The 23,662-nt window shown below is 68.8% G+C and carries 19 protein-coding genes and 1 pseudogene; 15 read left to right on the top strand and 5 right to left on the bottom strand.

Translation table 11 applies throughout. The features are described 5' to 3' along the window. Complete coding sequence (locus ACWC9R_RS01150; RefSeq protein WP_450727753.1) at positions 1-417, top strand: DUF1707 SHOCT-like domain-containing protein; 417 nt, start codon at positions 1-3, stop codon at positions 415-417. 65 nt (positions 418-482) lie between these two features. On the opposite strand, the gene ACWC9R_RS01155 is transcribed toward ACWC9R_RS01150, so the two are convergent. After that, positions 483-1,229, bottom strand: coding sequence for a hypothetical protein (locus ACWC9R_RS01155; protein ID WP_450727755.1), 747 nt, complete (start codon positions 1,227-1,229; stop codon positions 483-485). Between the two features lie 545 nt (positions 1,230-1,774). Here ACWC9R_RS01155 and ACWC9R_RS01160 point away from each other — a divergent pair. Next, entirely contained in the window at positions 1,775-1,951 is a 177-nt protein-coding gene (locus ACWC9R_RS01160; protein WP_450727757.1) for a hypothetical protein, read from the top strand. Between the two features lie 462 nt (positions 1,952-2,413). Here the strand turns inward: ACWC9R_RS01160 and ACWC9R_RS01165 are convergent, their stop codons facing one another. Both ACWC9R_RS01165 and ACWC9R_RS01170 read right to left on the bottom strand, forming a co-directional pair. Next, entirely contained in the window at positions 2,414-6,283 is a 3,870-nt protein-coding gene (locus ACWC9R_RS01165; RefSeq protein ID WP_450727759.1) for a hypothetical protein, read from the bottom strand. 125 nt (positions 6,284-6,408) lie between these two features. Further along, the gene (locus ACWC9R_RS01170) at positions 6,409-6,885 is read right to left on the bottom strand and encodes a hypothetical protein (protein ID WP_450727761.1); all 477 of its coding nucleotides are present in this window, start codon (positions 6,883-6,885) and stop codon (positions 6,409-6,411) included. Positions 6,886-7,133: 248 nt separating this feature from the next. On the opposite strand from ACWC9R_RS01170, the gene ACWC9R_RS01175 reads away from it, so the two are divergent. The 10 genes from ACWC9R_RS01175 (at position 7,134) to ACWC9R_RS01220 (ending at position 18,227) form a co-directional block, all read left to right on the top strand. After that, complete coding sequence (locus ACWC9R_RS01175) at positions 7,134-8,357, top strand: helix-turn-helix domain-containing protein (RefSeq protein ID WP_450727763.1); 1,224 nt, start codon at positions 7,134-7,136, stop codon at positions 8,355-8,357. A gap of 196 nt (positions 8,358-8,553) precedes the next feature. Then, positions 8,554-9,363 (top strand): toll/interleukin-1 receptor domain-containing protein, encoded by an 810-nt coding sequence (locus ACWC9R_RS01180; RefSeq protein WP_450727765.1) that lies wholly within the window; start codon positions 8,554-8,556, stop codon positions 9,361-9,363. A 224-nt stretch (positions 9,364-9,587) separates the two neighbouring features. Further along, positions 9,588-11,339, top strand: a complete 1,752-nt coding sequence (locus ACWC9R_RS01185; protein WP_450727767.1) for a hypothetical protein — start codon at positions 9,588-9,590, stop codon at positions 11,337-11,339. Beyond that, positions 11,336-12,664, top strand: a complete 1,329-nt coding sequence (locus tag ACWC9R_RS01190; RefSeq protein ID WP_450727769.1) for a hypothetical protein — start codon at positions 11,336-11,338, stop codon at positions 12,662-12,664. Before ACWC9R_RS01185 ends, ACWC9R_RS01190 begins: the two co-directional genes overlap by 4 nt. Before the next feature lie 2 nt (positions 12,665-12,666). After that, entirely contained in the window at positions 12,667-13,455 is a 789-nt protein-coding gene (locus ACWC9R_RS01195; RefSeq protein WP_450727892.1) for a hypothetical protein, read from the top strand. A gap of 7 nt (positions 13,456-13,462) precedes the next feature. Next, the gene (locus tag ACWC9R_RS01200) at positions 13,463-13,720 is read left to right on the top strand and encodes a helix-turn-helix transcriptional regulator (protein ID WP_362603712.1); all 258 of its coding nucleotides are present in this window, start codon (positions 13,463-13,465) and stop codon (positions 13,718-13,720) included. Positions 13,721-13,804: 84 nt separating this feature from the next. After that, positions 13,805-14,725 carry a LysR family transcriptional regulator gene (locus ACWC9R_RS01205; RefSeq protein WP_450727772.1) on the top strand — a complete coding sequence of 307 codons (921 nt, stop codon included), beginning with the start codon at positions 13,805-13,807 and terminating at the stop codon, positions 14,723-14,725. A gap of 138 nt (positions 14,726-14,863) precedes the next feature. Beyond that, entirely contained in the window at positions 14,864-15,955 is a 1,092-nt protein-coding gene (locus ACWC9R_RS01210; RefSeq protein ID WP_450727774.1) for a hypothetical protein, read from the top strand. Further along, positions 15,952-16,926, top strand: coding sequence for a DMT family transporter (locus tag ACWC9R_RS01215; protein ID WP_450727776.1), 975 nt, complete (start codon positions 15,952-15,954; stop codon positions 16,924-16,926). The genes ACWC9R_RS01210 and ACWC9R_RS01215 overlap by 4 nt, the downstream gene beginning before the upstream one ends. A 125-nt stretch (positions 16,927-17,051) precedes the next feature. After that, the gene (locus ACWC9R_RS01220) at positions 17,052-18,227 is read left to right on the top strand and encodes a M20/M25/M40 family metallo-hydrolase (RefSeq protein ID WP_450727778.1); all 1,176 of its coding nucleotides are present in this window, start codon (positions 17,052-17,054) and stop codon (positions 18,225-18,227) included. Positions 18,228-18,429: 202 nt separating this feature from the next. Here ACWC9R_RS01220 and ACWC9R_RS01225 read toward each other — a convergent pair whose 3' ends face one another. Continuing rightward, positions 18,430-19,110 carry a response regulator transcription factor gene (locus tag ACWC9R_RS01225; RefSeq protein ID WP_450727894.1) on the bottom strand — a complete coding sequence of 227 codons (681 nt, stop codon included), beginning with the start codon at positions 19,108-19,110 and terminating at the stop codon, positions 18,430-18,432. A gap of 23 nt (positions 19,111-19,133) precedes the next feature. Continuing rightward, entirely contained in the window at positions 19,134-20,375 is a 1,242-nt protein-coding gene (locus tag ACWC9R_RS01230; protein WP_450727780.1) for a sensor histidine kinase, read from the bottom strand. 140 nt (positions 20,376-20,515) lie between these two features. Between ACWC9R_RS01230 and ACWC9R_RS01235 the strand changes: the two genes are divergently transcribed. The 3 genes and pseudogenes from ACWC9R_RS01235 to ACWC9R_RS01245 all read left to right on the top strand — a co-directional run. Then, a complete protein-coding gene (locus tag ACWC9R_RS01235) occupies positions 20,516-21,706 on the top strand; it encodes a serine hydrolase domain-containing protein (protein ID WP_450727782.1) in 1,191 nt (396 codons plus the stop codon). 63 nt (positions 21,707-21,769) lie between these two features. After that, the gene (locus ACWC9R_RS01240) at positions 21,770-22,936 is read left to right on the top strand and encodes a serine hydrolase domain-containing protein (protein WP_450727784.1); all 1,167 of its coding nucleotides are present in this window, start codon (positions 21,770-21,772) and stop codon (positions 22,934-22,936) included. 240 nt (positions 22,937-23,176) lie between these two features. Continuing rightward, positions 23,177-23,409 (top strand): annotated as a pseudogene (locus ACWC9R_RS01245) (site-specific integrase); the annotation flags it as partial. Positions 23,410-23,662: the final 253 nt, after the last annotated feature.

The following is a 23,662-nucleotide window of genomic DNA, read 5'->3' on the forward strand; positions in this document are numbered from 1 at the left end:
ATGCACGATCGACGACGCGATCCCGCCCTGCGGATCGCCGACCGTGAACGCGACACCGCGCTCGACCTGCTGGCCGCCGCACTCGCCGAGGGCCGACTGACCGCGGACGAGCACGCCCAGCGCTCGCGGCAGGCACTCCAGGCACGCACCGGCGAGGAACTCGCCGCGCTGACGCGGGACCTGCCCACCCCCGAACCGACCGCACGGGAACGGGACCGCAGGGACCTACGGGAGTGGCTCGACGAGTGGCGCTACTGGCTCGGCGGCGCGGTGATCATGTCGACGATCTGGGGCGCGAACTGCCTCCGCAAGCACGAGTTGACGCATTACTGGCCCATGCTGCCATTGGGCATCTGGGCGGCCGTCCTGATCGCCATAGCGGTGTGGCCGCGCGAGGAGGGGAAGGGCAGCTCGTAAACAGCCTTCTGCCGGCGGAGAGCCCGAGCGATCGAAACCACGCCTCAACCGCAACCACAGGTCACCTACACATCCAGAGGCTTGGACCACTTCCCAAGCGCTGCCGCTTTGCGCAGAGCCTTCTCGACAACATCGTGTGCCGGTGCTGAGAGGCCGGACGGCAGGACCCGGATGCGATGCGAAAAAGGCTGTGTACCCGAGTAGTAGCCCCGCCAAGTGCCATTGTTTCGACGCTCCTTCGGCCTGAACACCTTGATCAGCCCGAATGCTTCCAGAGCCTGATGGGTGTCATAGACATCGCGGGAGAGTCCGAACATCCCCGCACGCTCTTGCCAACTTGCCATGACATACGAAGAGTCCGCTCCAAGCTGCCGCCACATGAGATAAGCCGCGATTTCGCTCTTGGTCAGCACATGGACCCAGCCTCGCGTGAAGAAGTGAGCGGGAAGTTCCAAGGGTGCCTCGTCAGCTCGGGGTACCCGGTACTCCGTAACCCCGGCGCCTGAGCTGCTCGCGTCTTCCGAGAGGAGCCTGAAACCCTCGTACTTCCGCCCCGCTTCCGACCTTCCCAGGTCGACCAGGTTCCGCTCCGACAGGAGCTTCAGGGCCGAGCGAAACTGCCGGAGCTTGTTCCTCGTGTACGTCGAAGCCTGAGCGACCTCTCCTTTGGAGCTGGCGGAGACAGCCATGAGGTCGAGCCAGGCCGGAGCGGAAACCGAACCATTCCTGCTCAGCGGAATCACGTTCTTCCAAGAGCGGCCCGGCTGAGTCTGGCACCGCGCAACGAACAGCGCGGTCAAATGAAACTGCATGGCGACGCCTTGCGACACGACAAGCCGGGCCAACGGCGGCAGCACATGGCTTGCCGGACGCCTGCGTTCGTCAGCAGGCGGGCCGGGCGGAGGGGGTGCCGCTGTTCCGGGGGGAGCCGTCCACAGTGGGCTCTCGGGCATCTGCCGATTGCGCACGTAGGCGTCGCGTACGAGGACACTGTGCGGGCTCCGTCCTTCCGACCAGAGCTTCTCCATAGCGGCGACGACATCCAGCAGACCTCGCTCGCGCACCAGGCCCGTGACCCTGTCGGCTCGCTTGCCGGCCCTCTCCTGATGCTGTGTACCCCCGGCCACAGCTCCCCCCTTCGATCACGACGCCTTGGTCCGACCTAACTAGTGACCGCGCGCGTGCGCGCGTTCACAGTCGGACTGAGGCGTCATCGCTCACCCCGTGCCGACGCCCGGAAGCTGTCAAGAATGGATTCACCCCGAGCCACTCGCGTAGTGACTCGGGGCCGGGGCGGCGACGCCGGCAAGCACCTGCCGCCCACCTTCGACAACACCTGTATCCAGAGAGGACACTGATGCCCACTCAGCCTATGCACCGGCGCGGCGACATCGCAGCCTTCCTAGCAGTCCTGGTCGTTGGTGTGACCCTCATCATGAGCCGATCAGCCACAGCCCAGTACGTGGTGCTCCTCACCTCCGCGCTCGGCGGCCTCTACAGCGTCTGGCACCGGCCCCGCGCGCCTCGCCACTGAGCCCTTGCGGCCCTCGGCGGTCCGTTTCGGGGCGAGGGAGGTAGCAGGGAATGAGTAGGTAGCCGTGGCCATGACGGCGATCACGCTGTTCTGGGCGCGGCAGACTTGCTGACGAGCGGCGTGTGAGAACGACCTGAACTGCGGTGAAGTGGCCGCGTCAGCCCGAGACCGATGTCGGGACACATCTCGACCACTTCACCGCACGGCCCTCTGGGGAACAGGGTGACAGTACGCACCTCAAGGACAATGGCTTGGGGGGTAGGTCCCACTGCGGGGCAAAGGGCAAGGACTGGTCCGTTTTCCTTGAGCGGAACGACGGAGGCGAGTCGATGTACTTCACTTGGTACTCGGGCCCGGCAATGCTTCACCAGCAGCGTCACCGCGCCCTGCGCCTACAACGTCGAGTGGTAGAGCCAGAGGGTCGGGCCGTTTCGATGTGGCCGATCGTGACGCCAAGGGGGGTCAGCGCTCTCCGGATAGAGCATTGTTCAGGCCACGCGCGTCCATGCGGTAGAGGTCATCGATGATGCTGAGGCATTGGGCCCGGATCGCGGGATTCCCTTGACGGTACAGACGCAGCACCACCTCGATCAGGTGTTTCTGGATCATTGCGTGTCCGCGTCGTCCGTCCTTGCTGCCTTGTTCAGCGAACGCTGCCAGTGTCTGGCATGCCTCGATCGCCTGGGAGGGCAGCCGCAGTTTCGAGCGCGCGAGTGCGCGAGCCAGGGTTTCTGGACGCTCGGAGAAGGCGGGACTGGAGAGAAAGGAGCCGATGAGGTCTTCCGCCGTACCTGGTGGCAGCGATGCCACGTCGCGTATGGAATCTGCTGCGGCCGTGCGTACCGCCGCATCGTCGTCGTGGAACATCTCCCGGAGCAGGGATGCGCCGTAGGCGGGATCGCTGGCGGCCGCTTCGGCGGCTCCTTTGCGTGCTGCTGGCGTGAGGCCGGCTGGGGTCATGGGCAGGCAGGGGAGCAGCCTTCGTTGCATCGCGAGGACGGCCCAGGCCATTCCGGCATGTCGGGCGGCTGGAGCTGGGCCGGTGAGAGCCCTGGCCAGCTCCGGCGCGAAGCGCTTGGTGTCCTGGAGCAGGGCCCATGTGAGCAGAGCGTGGGCTGTCCGGGCCTTGTGGATGTCGACGAAGGCGCCCGTGAACAGGACTTCCGCGAGGTCGAGAGCGGCTTCCGGAGCATGGGGCATGAGCGCAGTCAGTGCGTCCGCGGCACAGGCCCGAACAGCCATGATCGGGTCTTGAGCGAGTCGGCTGAGCATCGGGATCAGATCCCGAACAGCAGCGTCGGTTGCTCTCAGCAGGGAGCCGATCGCGAGCGCGGCCTCCCCTCGCGTGGAGTTCATCCCCGCGGTCAGGAGATCGTCCTCGTAGAAGTGCTGGCCGGACCCTGCAGCGGTGTGCGCTGATTCGAAGGCCGGATCTGGATCACGGACGTAACTGTCCAGAAGCAGGATGGTCACAGGATGTCCTGCCATCTGTGAGGCAGCGGTCTGGATCGCCGAACAAACGTCCCGTCCCACGCTCGGTCCGACGAGACGGCGGGCGTGCACACAGAGATCCAGCAGGCTGCTGACGCCCACCCTGCCGGCGACCCCGTTGATCACGGCGCTGAAGGCGGGCGGTGGGATGCTCGCATCGAAGGAGCATGCGAGCCGGGCGAAGCGCTCCGGCTGCCGCGCTGACTGAGCACCCAGCAGGGAAGCCAGTTCGGAGGCTCCCCCTGTGGGCGGATCCTTGCTCCAATCAACGCATTCTGCGTCGTACTTCTGCAGTGCTCGCAGCCACTGCGCATCTGTCATGTGTTCGCCTGCGGCGCATGCCACCGGAGGTCCGACCCAGTGGGCCTCGACGTGTTGGGGGCCGGCCGGGGGCTGTCGCGTGAACTTGCGTTCCAGTTCGCCCAGGCGTCTCGCCACCTCAGTGCTGCGGCGCCCTTCGGCGACCCCACTGAGAAGCACGTACTGGGTACGACCAAAGGCCTCGCGGTTCTTTGGGTGACGTTCCCAACTGGGGAAATGCCGGAGCAACAGGTGAACAAGCCGCTGCAGGGCGGGCTCTCCGCACCCGCGCGTCGCCTCAGCGATGAGCTCACGCGAAGCCCAGCACGGGCTGTCCAGCCAGCCGATGCGTAAGCGTTCGACGTCGGTTGTCAGCCACGCGAGCGCTTCGTCCGGGCGGTGCCAGACGGTGTAGGTCCGACAGGCGAGAAAGCTCAGGGCTCGCCCGCTGCATGCTGCCAGCAGTTCCATGGTCTCTGTGAGAGAGGATGGATCTTGCTGTGCCAGAGTGCGCAGGGTGTCGTGTGCTGCTGAGTACAGAGCCTCGTCGAGTTCCGGGTTGACGGACGAAGGAGGATAGGCCCACCGCGGGCGCAGTGCGGAACTGTCTGCGTGCGCGGCGTGACTCGCCTTCGCAACGGCGATGACGAATGGCACAACATGCTCAAGCGTGGCCGCGGGAGCGGCCTCGGCTGCCTCGGCGACAACGGTGCTCACATGTGAGCCCGGGAGCGGGGACAGATGACCAGAATCGAAGGGATCGCCGTGCCCTGCCGTCGCAGCACGCTGTACTCCGCGGGCCAGAAAGGCTCCCAGCAGGCGGATAGCGGTGGGTGCGTCCTTCTCGGCGAGCCCTTCGAAGAGGTCCCAGAAGCGCCAACCAGCACCGGCGACTCCGCCGGGCTCGTCATCGAAGTCGCCTCGGTCGATGAAGGTGAGCGCCAGGCCCAGTGAGAACGTCGAGGGGCGTGTGCTGATCCAGTCGAGTAGACGCTGCCGCCATGGATCGTCGGCATCCCGGTACGGTTCGAGGAGTTCGACCACGCGGGCGGGATGGTGTTCGGTGCACCAGGTCAGCTGTGGGAAGACCAGCGGGGCCAGATCGGGATGGGCGAGCCACTTCTCCCAGCTCCCCGTGTCAGCGGCCGCGAACCAGGCGGGCAGGGCCAGCAGGCCGCGAATCCTGACCGCGGTGGCGTCCTCCGACCAGGCGTGAGGCTCCAGCGCAGCCCAGTCCTCGTTGGTGGCATCGAGCTGCTCGAGTACAGCAAAGACCACGAACCGCAGATGAGGCCGGACCACCTCCGAGCTGAGGAGCCGAACTGAGGTGTGTCTGAGCAGCTCTCGGTCCGTATCACGCAGATGGTCCAAGACCTGCCGGGTCTGGGCCCGGCGGAAGAGAGCCTGCCCACTGGCCGCGAGGAAGTCGTGGAGGTCCCTACCTGTCAGGACGAAGGAACGGGCGAAGAGGTAGTCGAAATACGTCTCGTGGAAGAAGCCGATGCGGTCGTCCGCGTGGAGCAGGATTCCCGCCGAAATCAGTACGGCCAGGTCACCCCTGGCGAACCGGTCAAGGAGTGGGTACGGGACCGTGACGGTCTCGCGGCGGCTCATCTCCTCGACGAGCCGGTTGGTGATGGCCGGCCATGCCTCGGGTGAGAGGGTCCGTTCGGCCTCACGCCGGGTCTCGTCGGTGTATCGGGCATAGAGCTCCTGCAGGCTTCCATACGCGGTGGTCCGTGCTCTCGTCGACAAACGGCAGAAGACCGCGAGGTGCAAGGGGGTTCGCAGGAGGGTCAGGGTCTCGGCGCCGAGCGTCTGCAGAGGAGTACCACTCGCTTCGAGCACAGTGCGCACGGTGGAGTCCTCCAACAGACCCAGCGAGAACCGTTCGACCACACTCTCTTGGCTGACCAGGCTCGTTAATCGCGGGTCCTTCTCGACGTCGATGGTCCGCGCCATCAGTAGGACCTTGATGTTCGGAGCGGCGGCGAGTGCCTCCAGCATCTCGTCCACGGCCTCGAAGACATCGGGTATACGACCGCTGTAGCTGCTCGCCGCGTCGAGTTGGTCCACCACCAGCAGAGCCGGAGCGCCCTCGGCCACCCGGGAGATCAGCGTTGCAGGGCAGGCAGGGAGATTGAGCCGTCGACCGACGGCCTCGCCCGTGCGGTCGTCCCCCTCCACCTCGTCCATCCGGAAGGGCAGGACGGGCCATCCATGCGCCGCCGCCATGTTGATGACGTCGCTCGCCACTGTGGACTTGCCCATGCCCGCAGGGCCGTCGCACACAATGGTAGACGGCCCGTCTTCCGCGATCAGACGATCGAACAACTCCTGCGCATGGGGTCGCAGGGCCAGACCGAACGGCGGTTGCACGCGTGCCGTGCGCCGCAAAAAGCGCCGTTCGGCCTGCTGAACGGCCCGCCGATCGGCATCGGCGGCATTCCGGTCGCGGTGATTGCACCCGGCCGGGCAGTGGGAGGCGTTGTGCTCTGTCTGCTGCGGTCCGGACAGCAGGTACTGGTGCAAGATGCCCACGGCGAATGCCTGATCGGACGCCCGCACGTTCAGTGGCGCCTCTGCCGCGGAGCTATCGACAGCGGAGAGTACGGCGCTCTGGTCGGTCTGGTGCGTGGGGAGTGGGCCTGAATCACCCGGTCCGCTCAGCCCTGTGCCGGATCCGGGACGGAAGGGGAGGCCAGGTGTACGTCTCCGTTCACCACGCCTGCCGCGAAGGAGCCGTGGTCGGCCTGAATCCGTACGTTCTCTCCGCTGATGACACCGGGAGCCGGGGTCGGCCCGGTGATGTCGGCGGAGTGATCGCGTACGAGACGCCGTAGACGTTCCGCCGCCGCGACGCGGGCGTTGGCACCCAACCGCTCCAGTGCGTTGGTGAAGTGGACCTGCCAGACAAAGGCGTGTTGAGCTGCGACGTTCGGGGAGCAGGCACCGGTGGCCGTCCGCAGAGCGGTCGCGGTCTCCTTCAGGCGGGCGATTTCTGCCTGCTCGACCAGCCTGTCGCCCTGGGTGAGCCAGGAGGCGACCTGTTGTTCGAAAGATGTCCAGCGTTTCGTGCCGGCCGTCTCCACGACGGCGATTCCTGCCTCGGCTGCGATGGCGCGCAAGTCTTCCGGCAGCACCTGTCCTCCTTTGGTCGACTCCTGGCCACGATATGCAGACCGGCTTAGCCTGCGGGGCAATTCGCGAGTACTGGGAGCATGCACAACCGGTGCGGGGATGTCCTTCCTAGCACCGTGCACCCGCGCCGAAGGAGGAAACATGAAACTTCTCCCTACCCCACGGAATGCACCTCCGGCCATGCCAGACTCTTCTTCACCGGCGGTCGAAGGTGAATTCGGCCAACCAGGAAGCGATGAAGGGGTGGAGTATGGACGTCCCGTTACGTTTCGGAGCGGAGCTGCGTCGGCTGCGGGAAGACGCGGGCATGACGCTTCAGCAACTGGCTGACATCACGAGCTACAGCAGAGGGCACCTCTCGAAGATCGAGCGGGGGACCAATCCGCCCACCAGGAACCTGGCTCAGCGTTGTGACGCTCACTTCGGCGCCGATGGACGGCTGCGCAGGGCGTACTCCGCCGAGGTGGAGTCCGCTGGAGTCAAGTCGAAACCGGCGCGTCGCCAGGTAATCGCCACGGGGGTCGGCTCCCTGCTCGCCGCAGGTCTGGCGGATGAGGGAACGAACGGTCACATCAGTGAGGGGGAACTACCGCCGCGGGCTCTCTACCAGGACCAGTTGCATCAGATGAAGCAGTTGGGGCAGAACCTGGCTCCCGCCGCGATGCTGCCTGTTCTGCGCTCGCAGGTATCGAACGTGATCGCGCTGGCTGCCCGGAGCACGGGCTCTTCCCGGGACAGCCTGCTGGTTACGGCGTCCCGATTCGCCGAGTACATCGGCTGGATGGCCCAGGAGAGCGGCGACGAGCCCTTGGCTCTGAACGCCACGGCTGAGGCGGTGGCACTGGCACGGGCGGGCGGTGACGAGCACCTTGCGGACTATGCCCTGGTCCGTCGCGCGCTTGTCACCTACTACAACGGAGACGCGCCTCGGACTGTCGCGCTCGCCCAGCAGGCTCAGCGCAGCGGCGCGCCTCCTCGTGTCAGGGGCCTCGCGGCCCAGCGCGAAGCTCAGGGACATGCGCTCCTCGGTGACGAACGGGCCTGCGGACGAGCGCTGGACCGTGCCCGCGATCTGCTCGAGGTTGCGGAAGACCCTTCCGGCAATCCGGCCCTGGGCACGACGCAACTCGTCGACCCTGTCTCGATGGTGACCGGCTGGTGTCTGTATGACCTGGGACGTCCCCGGGAGGCGGCGGAAGCTCTCGAACACGAATGCCGCCGCATCGCACCGCACGCCCTGAACACTCGTACGCGGTACGGACTTCGACAGGCCTTGGCGCTGGCCGCGACAGGTGAGATCGAGTGTTCCTGCGAGACGGCTCGCGAACTGCTCGCCTTCATGACCATCACCCCCTCCGCCACCGTGCGCAGGGACGTGCTTCGGCTGGACCGTGAATGGTCACGGTTCCGCGGAAGCGCGGTGGTGCGCGGTCTGCGTCCCGCACTCGCCAATGTGCTGAACTCCGGTAGCTGACAAGCCGATTTCTGTAGCGCTCATCGGTTGAAAGTCGCAGTGCTTCGCTGCTGGCCGGGCCGAAAATTCCCTTCCTCGGTCAGCGGGCATTTCTCTTTCCCTCCGCCGCGGCAAATCCGACCGACTTTCCAAAACCCGGCGGTCGATTTCCGTGTCTTCCTCACCCTGGCGCCCATCACGCAGAACGGACACCTGTATGCCTTTGATCTTTGTGAACTACCGGACCGACGACGAGGAAGCCACCGCCACACTCGTGGACAGGGAGCTTTCCAGGGTATTCGGCAATGAGAATGTCTTCCGGGCGAGTAAGTCCATCGGGCCGGGGAGCCGGTTTCCCCAGGAACTGCTCACCGCAGTCCGGCGCAGCAGTGTACTTCTGGCCGTGATCGGTCCCCGCTGGCTGACGGCAGGAGGCTCCGGGGGCCGGAGCCCTCTGGAGGACGAAAGCGACTGGACGCGACGGGAGATCCAGGAAGCGCTTGAGACCGGTGCCGTCGTCATTCCTCTTCTGGTCGGCGGAGCGAAGCGGCTGCGGAACGAGGACCTTCCCGCGGAGATCGGGGATCTCGCCGACTGCCAGTACCGCCGGCTCAACCATCGCAACGCCGAAGCCGATTTGGTGAGGCTCGCCGACGATCTCGTGAGGCTTCTGCCCGAACTCACCGCCGCCGCCGGAAGCAATGGCTATCGGTCTCCCTCGGCCCTCCCGGAAAACGACCGGGGCGGAGAATCGCACGGTTCTGGGGACGCCCGTGTGCGGGCGAGGGTCATCAAGCATCGTCAGCGTGGCGGAATCGGCAATCTCAACGGTGACTTCTCCGGGACCTTCGTTAGTGAACCCCAGGGTCCTGTCCACACCGGGAGCGGGCACCTCTACCAGGCGCGTGAGCAGCACCTGGGCCCGCGGATCTCCAGCGACGGCGGTGCTGTGAACTACGTGGCCGACAACCACGGAGACGTGCAGCAGGGCGAACGGAATGGACGCCCTTCGGACGGGCCGCGTTGACGGGCCCGGGCGGCACGTCGGTCAACAACCCGCAGGGGCCCCTGCACAGCGGGGGAGGGAACCAGTACAACTACCACTGGTCGATCGGGAGCGAAGAACCGCTGGTCAGGGCTGGCATCAACCGGCTGCAGATCGTACGGGAGCACCGGCTCCGACTCGCCAGGTGCTTCATACGTCCACGCGGCTACGGTCGGGCCGCTGATCGGCTGACGCAGCCCGGTGCCGTGGTGATCCTGCAGGGCGCGCCCGGGTCGGGCCGGCGCGCGGCAGCGACGATGCTGTTGGAGGAAGCCTCGGTACCCGATGGCAGGATCGAGGAACTGCAGTCGAACCTGGAGGAGGGAGCCCCTGAACCGTCGCCCGGGGACTGCTACCTGCTGGACCTCTCCCGCGTCGGTGAGAACGAGTACTCGGCTGTGCAGCGCACTCTCATGGTGTACAGGTCGCTCGTCGAGGAGCACGGGGCCCGCATGGTCGCCGTCTGCCCGGCCGACTTGGAGTGGATGCTGGATGCGGAGCTCGCCCCGCTGGCGGTAGCCATCGAACGGCCCCGCGGGCGGGCCGTCTTGAGCAGGCACCTGCGCGTACGGGGAGTGCGGTTCGAGTATGAGCAGCTGAGCACGGATGCGTTAGCCCATATGTTCGCCGCCGCGCCGATGCGGGACCTCGACCGCTTGGCGGAGCTGGTGGCGCAAGCCCGGGACAGCGCCCGGTACGGCACGGACTTCACCCACTGGCGGGATGAGGCCGTGGCCGCTGCGACCAACTGGTCGCAGCAGGTGGCACAACAGATGCGGGAGCACCGGGGAGGTCCGGAGCGGGCACTGTTGTTGGCGGCCGCCATGATGAGCGGCTCGGCAGCGGACACGGTCATGGGCGCCGCGAGCCGGCTGCTGGAACTCGTGCGGTACCCGAGGGACGAGACACCAAGGCTGGCGCAGGAGGGCCTGGGAGAGCAGTTCGAGAAGCTGTCTCTCGTCCGGGAAGCCGACGGGCGGGTCAGGTTCGGAGGGCTCGCCTACGACGATGCTGTCCGACGGCACTTCTGGGAGAACTTTCCCGACCTGCGCCCCGGCTTCCGGGACTGGGTGGAACAGTGCACGGCAATCCCGGAGCTGGGCCCGGAAGACCGTAGGCGTATCGTGGGCCGATTCGCCGAACAGGCTCTCTCATCAGGCCGACCCGATGATCTCTGTGTGCTCGTTGAGAAATGGACTCAGCCCTCGGCAGGAGGCCGGCTGAGCGCTGCGGCCGCGACGACGCTGGAACTGGGCCTCAGCCATGAGCAGTACGGGTCCCGCTTCCGTTCCCGCGTCTACCAGTGGGCGACGGCAGCGCGCCTGAATCCCGATCTCGCACGCGTCCTGATCGGCGTCTGTCGGCACGTCATTGCCGCCACTCACCCAGAACAGGCCGTGGTCAGGCTTCGCCACCTCGCACTCCGCCGGGAGGTTCCCGAGGCGCTTGTGCAAGAGGCTCGTTCGGCGCTGCTGCAACTGGCCCGGAAGAACCGTCGGCTGTACGTGCGTTCGGTATTGCCGCTGTTGCCAGGAGGGAGGCCGGAGAACGGGAGCCTTGATGTCCTTCTGGCTCTGCTGGACCCCGTTGGACTGCGGATTGAGCCTCCCTGGCGGGAATTCACGCTGGCGTGGCGAGCGGTCATGGGAGGGAGGCCGGCCGCTGCCTGGTGTCCGGTCGTACAGCGCTGGCTCACCCGGCTGGCGCGAGGAGAAGAGGGTGACCGGACTCTCGGCGCTCTGCTGCTGGCGGCCTCGGGTGACCGAGAACTGCTGAACCACCTCTACGTGACGACATGCGAGTGGGCCGACTCGCCGGTCACCGAAGCCGTCGGGCAGGCACAACGCGAGGACAGGACGCGGACCGCAGAGGCGTTCCGTCGGGAAATCGACCTTGCGCAAGGAATCGGGAACGTCTCCTCCGGTCCAGATACACGAGCCACCAGGGAGAGAATATGAATACCCATCACATCACACGCTTCCTGTCCGCTGGTCTTCTGGTCGCTGTGCTGACGATGGGAGCCGCTCTCGACTGGCCGATCTGGGTGTGGTTTCTGCTCCCTGCGCTCTGCGCCGGCGCCCTCCTGATCGACATGCGGGTACCGCGTCCGGAAGGAGGGCGCTTCGCTCAGGCCCCCGAGCCGGGAGAGACAACGTCGGAACCCCCCGCCGAGAGCCCCTACCAGGAGGCTTCGGTGGTCGTGGTGCCGGTTGAGAGTTCCGTCGCGGACTGCCCGTTCCTGTTCTCGGCAACGGTTTGGTGGCGGCTCGCCGACGAGGGCGCCTCGTGGTCGCACGGCAACCCTGCTGCCCTGGCCTCGACGTCCGTCCTTCGACGCGTACAGCGGATGACATCGGCGGAGCACCCCAACCGCTGCACGTTCCTGGAGCACTCCATGGAGGGCGCATTGGGCATGCCTGCTCCTGATGAGGAGGGACAGGTGGTCGCGTTCGCCACCGACATCCGGCTCGTCCTGCGCCAGAAGGACCGCGAGCATCTCGATGAACTGGACGGGTTGCGCAAAGCCGTGGGCACCTGGGAAAGCCGTCGGCAGCACGAGCGCAATGTCCGCGAGTACCTCGGTGACGACGTTCTGCAGAGCCCCGGAAGCGCGGTGGTCTGGTGGATGGCCCGCCACGACGATCAGATCGAACGTGCGGTGGAGATGATCGCCCCCTTGACGGTTCTGTCTGCCGCCGCCAACGACGAGGAGATTCCAGAGGAATACCGCGACCTGTTCCAGGCGTGCAGTGGTTCGACCGAGGAAGATCCGACGGGTGGGTTCGGCCACCCGGAGCCAATCGGCGAGGATGCCTTGCCGGGCGGTGACTCCAGCCGGCCGACAGAGGAACGGCAGCCCTCGATGAGCGACCAACTGTCCAGCTTGATGGACAGTATGGGGATCGCGGAGGGGTCTGTCGAAGGCGCGGCGTTCCTGCATCGTCTCGCGCAGATGTCGGATGCGGTGGGGCGACCGGAGGCTGCGGAGACCATCCGCAGGAATATGCGCGCGAAAGGGCGAGAGGGAGGTGCGACCTCCGCCGGCTCCTTCAAGGACTGCCCGCCGGATCAGCCATCGGCTGCCGGCAGCGCCCACACGCAGCCTCCGCACGAGGGTGAGCCGGACGGCTACCGGAGCTACGGGACACCGCCCTCCCGGGCCGGGAACTGGCAGGTCACGCCGGACGGCACGGTGTCCGAAGCTGATGAGACGCCCTGGTCGGGCTCCGATGGACCGGGGCAGGAAGACCCCGACCCGGCTCGTGATGGAGGGGAGCGGTGACCATGTCCCCGGCACACGATGTCTTCACCCGCATCTGCCGATCTGTGGAGGACCGGTACGCCGACACAGTGCTGCTGTGCGGGCATGCAGTCTGGCGTTCTACACCGTTCTGTGGCGGAGAGGGAACTACCCTGGCGGGTCTGAAGTCTCGCGCTGTCCAGGGTGAACCTGGGTGCCCCGAACGAACCGCTGCTTGGCGGCACATCGCCTGTCACCTGTGCCAGGAGACGGAGAATCGGGGCGACAGGGACTGGGCGCTGATCACTGCGTGGCTGCTCGCGCCCCGTTTGAGGGGAGCGGCGTACGCGATCGCCCGCCGTACGGGCGCCGAGCCGGCCGATGTCGGCTCCGCGCTGTTACTCGGGGTGTTGGAAGCTGCGCGGGCCATCGAGAACGTGGCTGCAACGAACATCGAGGAACACCTGGTTGATGCGGCGTTCGCCGCCGGGTGGCAAACCGGCAGGCGCAGCCCGAAGGAGACGCTCGTCGGGGAAGTCGGGGAACGGGAATCGGCGCGGAAGGAGACGGTGCAGGAGCCGTTCACCGCCACGCTGCGCGAGGTCATACGCGTCGACGCGTTGTCTGGCGCACTTGCTCAACGGGCACAGGGCGAACGACTGGGTGCGCTGGCCTATCGCATGGGCCTCCTGGCACATGTACGCCAGGTGCGCCGACACAGCCGGTCTCAACAACGTCAGTCGCGTGCCGGTGTCCACCGCACGCCGTGCGAGTCGAGCGGACAGCCTTGCCTGTTCGAGATGCGGGGGTCTGACGGTGAATCGCCATCGTGACGAGTCCGTGGCTTTCTCGGCGGTATTCGGACTTCCGGCCGAGGTCGGTCTGCGCATGGCTGCCGAGGCGTTGAACCTGAGCCCGACCACCGCGTATCGGCAGGCCAGGAATGGTGACTTTCCCTGCCCGGTGCGGAGGGCCGGGCGACGGTACGTGGTGCGGCTTTCGGATTTGATGCGTGAACTCGGCATCCAGGAAGTGCGGGTGCGCTACGACGACATCGAAGCAGGGGCACGGTTCGCCGGCGGGGAGGTCGACACCTGAGGCGAAGCGGAGGGTCATTGCTCGCGGCTTCCCCCGGACCCAGCCCCGTTGATCTCTCCCAGCGCTGATCGTAAATTCCACTGAATGATTGACTGGGATCTGCGGAAGTTCCGCGTGCTGCGGGAGCTGGAGCGGCAGGGGACTGTGACCGCTGCCGCGCAGGCGTTGTCCATGACTCCCTCCGCTGTGTCGCAGGCGCTTGCCGCGCTCGGCCGGCAAGTTGGCGGAGCGGTGGTCGAACCGGTGGGCCGCAGGGTCCGGCTGACCGAGCTGGCGTACATCCTGCTCGAACACGGGCGTACGGTCTTCGCGCAGCTGGAGCAGGCGGAGGCGCACGTCGAGGCGTACCTCGGGGGTGCGGCGGGCGTCGTCCGGGTGGGCTCCTTCGCCACGGGGGTGGAGACGCTGCTGCTCCCGTCGCTCGACCTGCTGCGGGAGTCGCGTCCCACCCTGCGGGTGGAGATCCGGGAGGCGGAGGCGGCGGACGTCTCTTCGCTGCTCGAGCAGGGGGACATCGACCTGGGTCTGTCGCTCGCGGCGCATGCGCACACCGATCCCGACGCGAGGTTCACCCACTTCCCGCTGCTGGCCGACCCCCTCGACGTGGCCCTGCCGGCGGGGCACCGGCTCGCCGACAAGACCGGGCTCCGGCTGGCGGACCTGGCGGACGAGCCGTGGGTGTACGGAGCGTCCGGGCCCTGGCGCGAGATCACGCTGGCGGTCTGTGCGACTGCCGGTTTCGTGCCGCGCCCGGCCCATCACGCGGCGGACTGGGGGGTGATCCTGTCCTTGGTGCAGGCGGGGCTGGGGGTGGCGCTGATCCCTCGCCTGGTGGACGTGCGACGGCCCGGCGTGCGGGTGCGCGTCCTGGCGGCCGACCGGCCGCGCAGGCATGTGACCGGCGCGGTGCGCCGGGGCGCCGAAGTGGCACCGCGGCTTCAGGAGGTCGTGCGGTGTCTGCGTGCGGTCGCCGAGGAGCGGCGCAGGCTGCATCCCGCCATGTGAGAGATCGTGCAATTCAACTGAATGATTGGGATGGCTTTATGAGATGGACCTAACGGTTGTGCTCGGTCGAAGCTGAGGGCGTTCCGAACGGACGGGCAGCACCGCCCGCCGCACTCGCCGCACGACCGAGGAGAACCCGTGACCACCCCTGTCTCGCTGCTGGACCTGGGCGCAGCGCCGCTCGGCAGCGGAGAAACGGACCCCGCCGCGCAGGACGGCTGCACGACGGTCCGCCTGCACCACGCCGGCGTGGTCCACCGGGTGGCACTCGATCTGCCGGCGGACGCGGCCGGGTCCCGCGCCGTGGCGACGGCCCAGGGGGCGTCCCTCGCGGCCGTGCACCGGGCCGGCCCGGACTTCGCCGGCACCGCCCGGTGGTCCACGCTGACGCAGGGCGTACCGCTCCGGGACCGTCCCACCGCGGTGCTCGACGTCGTGGCCCCGGAGCGCTGGACCCACGTGCGCGTGCTGCTCAGCCCGCCGGAACCGGTCTCCGGGGTGCGGGTGCTGGGAGAAGTGGTCCCCGCCCCTTCCCTGCTGGAAGGCCGCACCGTCGACGTGCTGGCGCGGGAATCCGGCGCCGTGCTGCTCGACCACTCGGGCGCCCCCTGGGAAGAGCCGGTCCCGCCGACGCCGCCCCGGACGGGGCCGCAGACGCTCACCGGGGCCGGCGCCTCCGGTACGGGCTGGGAGCCGTCGTCGCCGTCATGGAGCGGCGGCAACGCCTGGGCCCAATGGCGGCTCGCCGCCCACGCGGTCGTCGAGCACATCGAGGTGGACACACGCGGGCTGCGCCGTCCGCCCGCCGCACAGGTCTCCGTGTCCGCCATGGACGCCACGACCGCGGACGCCCACGCTCCGGACACCTGGTTCCCGCTCCTGGAGGCGGCCGCCCCGCGGCCCGGCAGCCGGCACCGCTTCTCCGTGGGGCGGCCACGGCCCGCCACCCACATCCGGCTGGACCTGTCCGGGCCCGGCGGCCTGGCGCGGCTGCGCATGTGGGGCCGTCTCACCGGCCACGGCGTCGAGCAGGTGCGGCTGCGGTGGCTCAACACGCTCCCCCGCAGCGGCATCGACGCGCTTCTGCTGCCCTACGGCCTGACGGACCGCGCCGTCGAGGCGTTCACCACCGCACGCCCCTACCCGACCCTGGACGCCGCCCAGGCCGCGGCCCGTCAGGCCGAACTCTTCGCCCACCCCGCCCCGTTCCTCCGAAGGACTGTCGCATGACCACCCTCTCCGCGGAATCCACGTCCGCGTCCGCCACCTACGAACCCGCCACCACCCGGCCCCGGCGCCGGTCCCTGATGCCCGCCGCGGGCAAGGGCATGATCCTGGCCACGGTCGCCACCGTCATCTGGTCGGGAAACTTCGTGCTCGCCGACGGCATGGCCCATGCCATCCCGCCCGTCCAACTGGCCTTCTGGCGCTGGGTGATCGCGATGCTGGCCGTAGCCCCCTTCGCGATACCGCACCTCCGCCGCGACTGGCCCGTCGTCCGTCGCCACCTGGGATTCCTGTCGGTCGTCGCGCTGCTCGGCGTCACGCTCTTCAACACGCTGATCTACACGGCCGGACAGACCAGCCCGGCCACCAACATGGCCCTGATCGCGGCCGCCTCACCTCTGGTGATCATGGTGGGCGCCCGGCTGCTGTGGCGGGAGAAGCCCGGAGCCGCCGGCTGGGCGGGAGCCGCCCTGTCCCTGATCGGCATCGTCGTACTGATCACCAAGGGGTCCCTGGCGACGCTGCTGGGCCTCAGCTTCTCCGCCGGCGACCTGTGGATGGTCGCCGCCATGACCACCTTCGCGGGGTACAGCCTCATGCTCCGCCGCACGCCGCAGGACATCTCGGGGCTCAGCCTGCTGCTGTCCACCTTCGTGCTCGGCACGGCCTTCCTCACACCGGCCTACGCCTGGGACGTGACCGCCCACGGCAGCTTCCCGGTCCACACCGGCACGGTCGCCGCCCTGCTCTACGTGGGTGTGCTGTCGTCCGCCGTCGCCTACTTCGCCTGGAACAAGGCCATCGCCACGGTCGGGGCCGCCCGCGCCGGCATCGTCTACTACCTCGAACCCGCGATCGTCGCCGTCCTCGCCTACTTCACCCTCGGCGACGGCCTCAACCTCGCCCAGCTGATCAGCATGGGGCTGATCATCATCGGGGTCACGCTCAGCTCCCGCGCCATGCAGCGCACCTGACGGACCGCCGTCATCACGGGCGCCTCACCGCCCGGACACCGGAGTGCCCGCTTCCACCGACCAGGAACGCCGGCACCGCGCCACACCACACCGCACTCACCGAACTCGTCCCAGGGGGAACAGTCATGAACAACCCGGCCATCTCCGCCCCGCGCCTGCTCACCGAGCTGACCCACCTCGCCCAGATCGGACAGGGCCCCGAAGGCGGTATCCACCGTGTCGCGGGCTCCAGGGCCGACCTGGCGGCACGGGACTGGCTGAGCAAGACCATGCAGGTGGCGGGACTCACCGGGCACCGGGACGAGATCGGCAACGTGTTCGGCCGCACCCCGGGCAGCAAGGGGCCCTGGCTGCTGCTCGGTTCGCACGCGGACACCGTGCCCGGAGCGGGGCACCTGGACGGCGCGTACGGCGTCGTCGCGGCCATCGAAGTGCTGCGCACGCTCGTCGCGGCCGGCCACCCCGCAGCCGAGCACATAGAGATCGTGGCCTTCTGGGACGAGGAGGGCGTCACCCCCGGATCGAACGGCGGCCTGGGCGGCTCGACCGCGCTGTGCGACAGCCCGCACATCCGCGACATCAGCGCCTACCTCGAACTCCACGTCGAGCAGGGACCGCGGATGGAAGCGGCGGGCCTGGACCTCTCCGCCGTCACCGGCATCGTGGGCGTGGAACGCTACGAGGTCGTCATGAAGGGCCAGGAGAACCACGCCGGCGCCGCGCCGTTCCACCTGCGCGCCGACGCCGGACGTGCGGCGACCCGTGCCGCGGCCGCACTCATGCCCCTGTGCCAGGAGACCGACCGCGAAGGGCTCATCGCCAACGTCGGCTCCTGCTCCTTCAGCCCCGGCGCCGCCAACGTCGTCCCCGGCCAGGCCAGCCTTCAGGTGGAGATCCGCGGTGTCTCCGACGACCTGCTGGCGGCCGCGAGAAGCGCGATGGGCGAGCGGTTCGCGCGCATCGCCGAGGAGGAGAACTGCTCCTGCGAGATCGTGCGGGTATCGGCCAAGCCCGTCGCCTCCTTCGCCCCGGAGATCGTTCGCACCATCGAGCAGACCTGCCTCAGGAGCAGCGACAAGGTCACGCGGATGGCCAGCTACGCGGGCCATGACGCCAGCGTCATGAGCGCCCATGTCCCCACCGGGATGATCTTCGTGCCCAGCACCTCCGGCGTCAGCCACAACGTCCTGGAGCACACCCCCGACCACCAACTCGTCCTGGGCGCCCAGGCACTCCTCGACACCGCCGTAGCCCTGGCCGAGGAACAGGCAAGCCATCCGCGCCTGGCCGTCGCCGCCTGACGACCGTCCGCCGCGCGCAGGCGGAAGCCAGGCCAGGACTCTTCTGGCCTGGCTTCCCTGCGGGGCCGTCTTCGGAATGCGAAGCCGGGACCGGGGCCTGCGCATGACAAGAGAACCGTCCGCGGAACGTAGTAGCCGCGGAGTCACGTCGCGGCGGGTACTGAGCAGCCTGCGGGCGACCGCGAAGAGGGGCGGAAGCCGGTCAGCCGGCGAAACCCGGGACCACCAGGCCGGACTCGTACGCGATCACCACCGCATGGGTCCGGTTCTGCGCGCCGAGCTTGGTCAGCACGTTCCCGACGTGGGTCTTGACCGTCTCCAGGCTCACCGTGAGGGACTCCGCGATCTCCGGATTGGAGAGCCCGGTGGCCATCAGGCGCAGCACCTCCTCCTCCCGGCCGGTCAGGGCGGCGTGCGGCAGGGCCTGGGCGGAGCCCAGCGGGCGGGGGGCGACCATGCGGCCCAGTGCGGCCGGGAAGAGGACCGCTTCGCCCGCCGCCACCACCCGGACCGCCTCGGCGATCTGACGGACCGGGAGGCGCTTGAGGACGAAGCCGCTGGCGCCCGCGCTGAGGGCGGCGGTGACGTAGCCGTCGTTCTCGAAGGTGGTGATCACCACGACCTTCGGCGGGTCGGCCGCTTCGGCCAGCAGTTGGCGGGTGGCCTCGATCCCGTTGCGACGCGGCATCCGGACGTCCATCAGGACCACGTCCGGCCGCAGGCTCTGCGCCCGTTCGACCGCCTCGACGCCGTCGGCGGCCTCGCCGACCACCGTGATGCCCGGCTGTGCGGCGAGCAGCATGCGCAGGCCGCTGCGGGTCACCTCCTCGTCGTCCGCGATCAGGAGGGTGACGGCGGGGCCGGTGACAGGGGGGAGGGCCACGGCTTCGCCCGCGTCGGAACCACTCACGCCGACGCCCGTGCCGGCAGCCGGACGGCCAGCCGCCAGTGCTGCGTCCCGTCCGGGCCGGCCTGGAACTCACCGTGCAGCAGCCGGACGCGCTCGGCCAGTCCGGGCAGACCGTGGCCGGAGGTCGGGAAGGCCCCCGGGCCCGGGCCCGTCCGTGCCCCGGTCCGGTTGACCACCGTGAGATCCAGTCCGTCCGGCCCGGCCGCCACCCGGGCCACGATCGGGCCGCCCGCCCCGTGGCGCAGCGCGTTCGTCAGCCCCTCCTGGAGGATGCGGTACGCCGCCCGGGAGAGCGTCCGCTGCACCTGCGCGAGGTCGCCCGACAGCTCCGGCTCCACCACCGCGCCCGCGTGCCGCAGGCGGTCCAGCAGCTCGGGGAGGTCGGCCAGGGTCCGGGTCGGCTCCGTCCCCGACTGTTCCTCGCGCAGCACTCCGAGCACGTAGTCCAGGTCCTCCAGCGCGGCCCGCGTCGACTCCTCGATGCTGCGCATGGCGGCCCGCGCCGTCGCCGGGTCGGCGGAGAGCGCCTCGCCGGCCACCGCCGCCTGGATGGTGGCCGCCGTCAGCGTGTGCCCGATCGAGTCGTGCAACTCGTGGGCAATCCGGTTGCGTTCGGCCAGCAGCTGTTCCCGCTCGGCGGCCAGCGCGAGCCGTTCGGCCGCCGACGGCCCCAGCAGCCGTGGCGCCGCCCACCGCAGGGTCTTCGTCACCAGTACGCAGATGGCCACCGCCAGCAGGAGGCACACGGCCGCCACCACCCAGCTCCACCCGCCCGACACCCGGACCGACGTGCCGAACAGACTCGCCCGCGCCTCGGCGCCGAGCCAGTTCCCCGGCAGGGAGAGGCCCATGATGAACAGCACCCCGCTCGCCAGCGCCCCCGTCCAGCCGACGGCCACGTGCAGCACCAGCCAGAGCGGGGTCCGCCAGCGGTCGAGGCCGAGTGAACCGGAGGGCCGGCGACCGGCCACCGGATTCGGCAGCGGCACCCGCAACAGCCGGCGGGCCGACACGACCAGCGCCCGTCGTACGGGGCGCGCCAGGCCGACCACGCCGACCAGTACCGCCCAGACCAACAGGACCAGGACGATCTGCACGCTCTCGGAAGCGGATCGCCACGACAGCGCCGGCAACAGGGCTAAGGGCAGCAGCGGAAGGCTCGCCAGCGCGCCGCAATAGGCGAACAGCACACCCGCGTACGTGGAGCCGCGCAGCAGCGGCCGGATTCCCCTGATCATGGGCGCCAGTATCGCCGGGCGGCCCCCCGGCAGCCTCCCCCGATCGGGGGAGCGATTTCTCCCGCCTTCCCGCGATGCGGTCAGCGGGCCCTGGAAACCAGGATCGTGCCTCGACCCAACGATTCCCCAGGAGTTGCCTTATGCGTGCTCAGACACGGCAGGGCCTTCGTTCCTCGACCCGGCAGCAGGGCGGCAGACGGCGACGAGCCGTGTCGGCCGCGGCCGCGGTGGCCATCGGCGTCATGACGCTGGGCGCCCTCGCCCCGCCCGCCGCCTCCGCCTCGGACTCCGCTGCTGCCGCCGCCAGGCCGGACGCCGTCCAGCAGGCCCTGAACACGCTGGTGCGCGACGACGGGATGCCCGCCGCGCTGGCGAGCGTCCAGGACCGTGACGGCCGCATCCGCACCTACACCGCGGGAGTGGGCGACCTGACCACCGGCTCGAAGGTGCCCAGGGACGGCCAGGTACGGATCGGCAGCAACACCAAGGCGTTCACGGCGGTCGTGGTCCTGCAGCTGGTCGGCGAAGGGAAGATCGGTCTCGACGCCTCCGTCGACACCTACCTGCCCGGCCTCGTCCGCGGAAAGGGGATCGACGGGCGCCGCATCACCGTCCGCCAGCTCCTCCAGCACACCAGCGGACTCCCCGAGTACGGCATCCACGTCGACGACGACGAGATCAGGAACCGGTACTCCGAGCCCCGCGAGCTGCTCGACATCGCCCTCCGGTACAAGGCCGACGCGGCTCCGGGGACGACGTGGGGGTACAGCAACACCAACTACGTCCTGGCCGGCCTGGTCGTCCAGAAGGTCACCGGCCGCCCCCTCGCCGAGGAGATGGACCGGCGCATCATCAAGCGCATCGGGCTGCGCCACACCTACTTCCCCACCCCCGGCGAGATGACCATCCGAGAGCCGCACCCCCACGGTTACCACCGCAACCCGGCGAACACACCGCTGCGCGACTTCACGGAGATGGACCCCTCCGTAGGCTGGGCCGCAGGTCAGTTGATCTCCACCAACTCCGATCTCAACCGCTTCTTCACCGCGCTCCTCGCCGGCCGCCTCCTCCCGGCGGCCCAGCTCGCCGAGATGCGCACGACCGTCCCCGCCGGGACCTCCGGCCTCCGCTACGGGCTGGGGCTCACGAGCAGGCCGCTGTCGTGCGGCGGCGTCTACTGGGGCCACGGCGGCGACATCGCGGGGTACGAGACCCGGGGCGGTGTCACCGACGACGGCCGCGCCGCCAACGTCGCGGTCACCAACATTCCGACGGACAAGGCAGCCACGCAGCACGTGAAGGACGCCGTGGACAGGGCCCTGTGCGGCTGAATCACGCACCCGGAAATCCGGCAAGCCCGAACAACGGTCCAACGATTCCTCAGGAGTTGACTCATGCGTGGACAGACACGGCAAGGGCTTCGCTCGCCGGGCCGGCAGCAGGGCACGCGGCGACGGGCTCTGCCGGCCGCGGTCGCGGTGGCCATCGGCGTCATGACGCTGGGCGCCCTCGCCCCGCCCGCCGTCTCTGCCGCCAGGCCGGACGCCGTCCAGCAGAGCCTGAACGCGCTGGTGCGCGACGACGGGATGCCCGCCGCGCTGGCGAGCGTCCAGGACCGTGACGGCCGCATCCGCACCTACACCGCGGGAGTGGGCGACCTGACCACCGGCTCGAAGGTGCCCAGGGACGGCCAGGTACGGATCGGCAGCAACACCAAGACCTTCGTCGCGGTCGTCGTCCTCCAACTCGTCGCGGAGCGGAGGGTGGACCTGGACGCCTCCGTCGACACCTACCTGCCCGGCCTCGTCCGCGGAAAGGGGATCGACGGGCGCCGCATCACCGTCCGCCAGCTCCTCCAGCACACCAGCGGACTCCCCAACTACAGCAACCACCTCGGGGACGACGTCCGGTACTACACCCCCCGCGAACTGCTCGCCACAGCCCTCCAGCACCCGGCCGACTTCGCCCCCGGGACGAGTTGGAAGTACAGCAACACCAACTACGTGCTCGCCGGCCTGGTCGTCCAGAAGGTCACCGGCCGCCCCCTCGCCAAGGAGATCGACCGGCGCGTCGTCCGACGCGCCGGGCTGTGCCACACCTATTTCCCCGCCCCCGGTGACGTGAGCATTCGGGAGCCCCACCCCCACGGCTACTACCGGGAATCGGCGGACGTGCCGCTGTGCGACATCACGGAGACCGACCCCTCCTGGGGCTGGGCGGCAGGCCAGATGGTCTCCACCGGCTCCGACCTCAACCGCTTCTTCAGCGCACTCCTGGCCGGCCGCCTCCTGCCCTCGGCCCAGCTCGCCCAGATACGCTCCACCGTCCCCGCCGAAGCGACCTTCGGCCCCGGCGCCCGCTACGGACTTGGACTCGTCAGCAGGCCGCTGCCGTGCGGCGGCCTCTTCTGGGGCCACGGCGGCAGCTTCCCGGGGTACGAGACCCGGGGCGGCGCCACCGACGACGGCCGCGCCGCCAACGTCGCGGTCACCATGCAGCTCACCGACGAGGCGGGCCGGAGGAATCCCGAACGCGCCGTGGGCACCGCCCTGTGCCGCTGAACCCCGCCGAGGGCGTTCCGTGAAGCAAAACGACCGAGGGGCCCGACATGGGGTCGGGCCCCTCGGTCTCATGTGTGCGCACAGCCGCCACATCGTCACCGCCCACGACGTCGGCCCGGCCGATCTGGAGAGCCGCCTGGTCGCCCACCTCGTGAGGGAACTCCTTGATCGCTGGAGTCTGGATCACCTGATCAGCGATGGCCTACCGGACCTCGGTCCTCGCCCGCCACCTGGACGGCCCGACTGCACGACGTCCGGCACAAGGCCGGAACGGTGCTCATGGTGCTGGGCGTCCCGGCCCGGGTGATCGACCAGATCGCGGGTTGGGAACCGGGCGGGGCCGCACGGATGCGGCGCGGTATCTCCATGTCCCCGACCACCTGTTGAAGGAAGTGGCCCGGAAGATCGGCGCGGCGATCTGGGGAACCCCGGCAACAGCGCTTGTGGACAAAGACCAGGACAACGAGGGCTGAGAAGCGTCGAAGGGCCCCACCGCAAGCGGTGGGGCCCTTCGACGTATTGCCCGGTGAGAGCAATGGCGGAGGATACGAGATTCGAACTCGTGAGGGGTTGCCCCCAACACGCTTTCCAAATGTTCGTCTGGGGGTACGCGGAAGGTCGGGAACGTTCTGACCTGCGGCAGAGCGAGGCGTCGGGCGGGTGCTGGACGGTGTTGAACGGGGGTGAATGAGACCAGAACTGAGACCGGGCCGGGGCAATGACTTC

The organism is Streptomyces sp. NPDC001219, assembly GCF_053597915.1.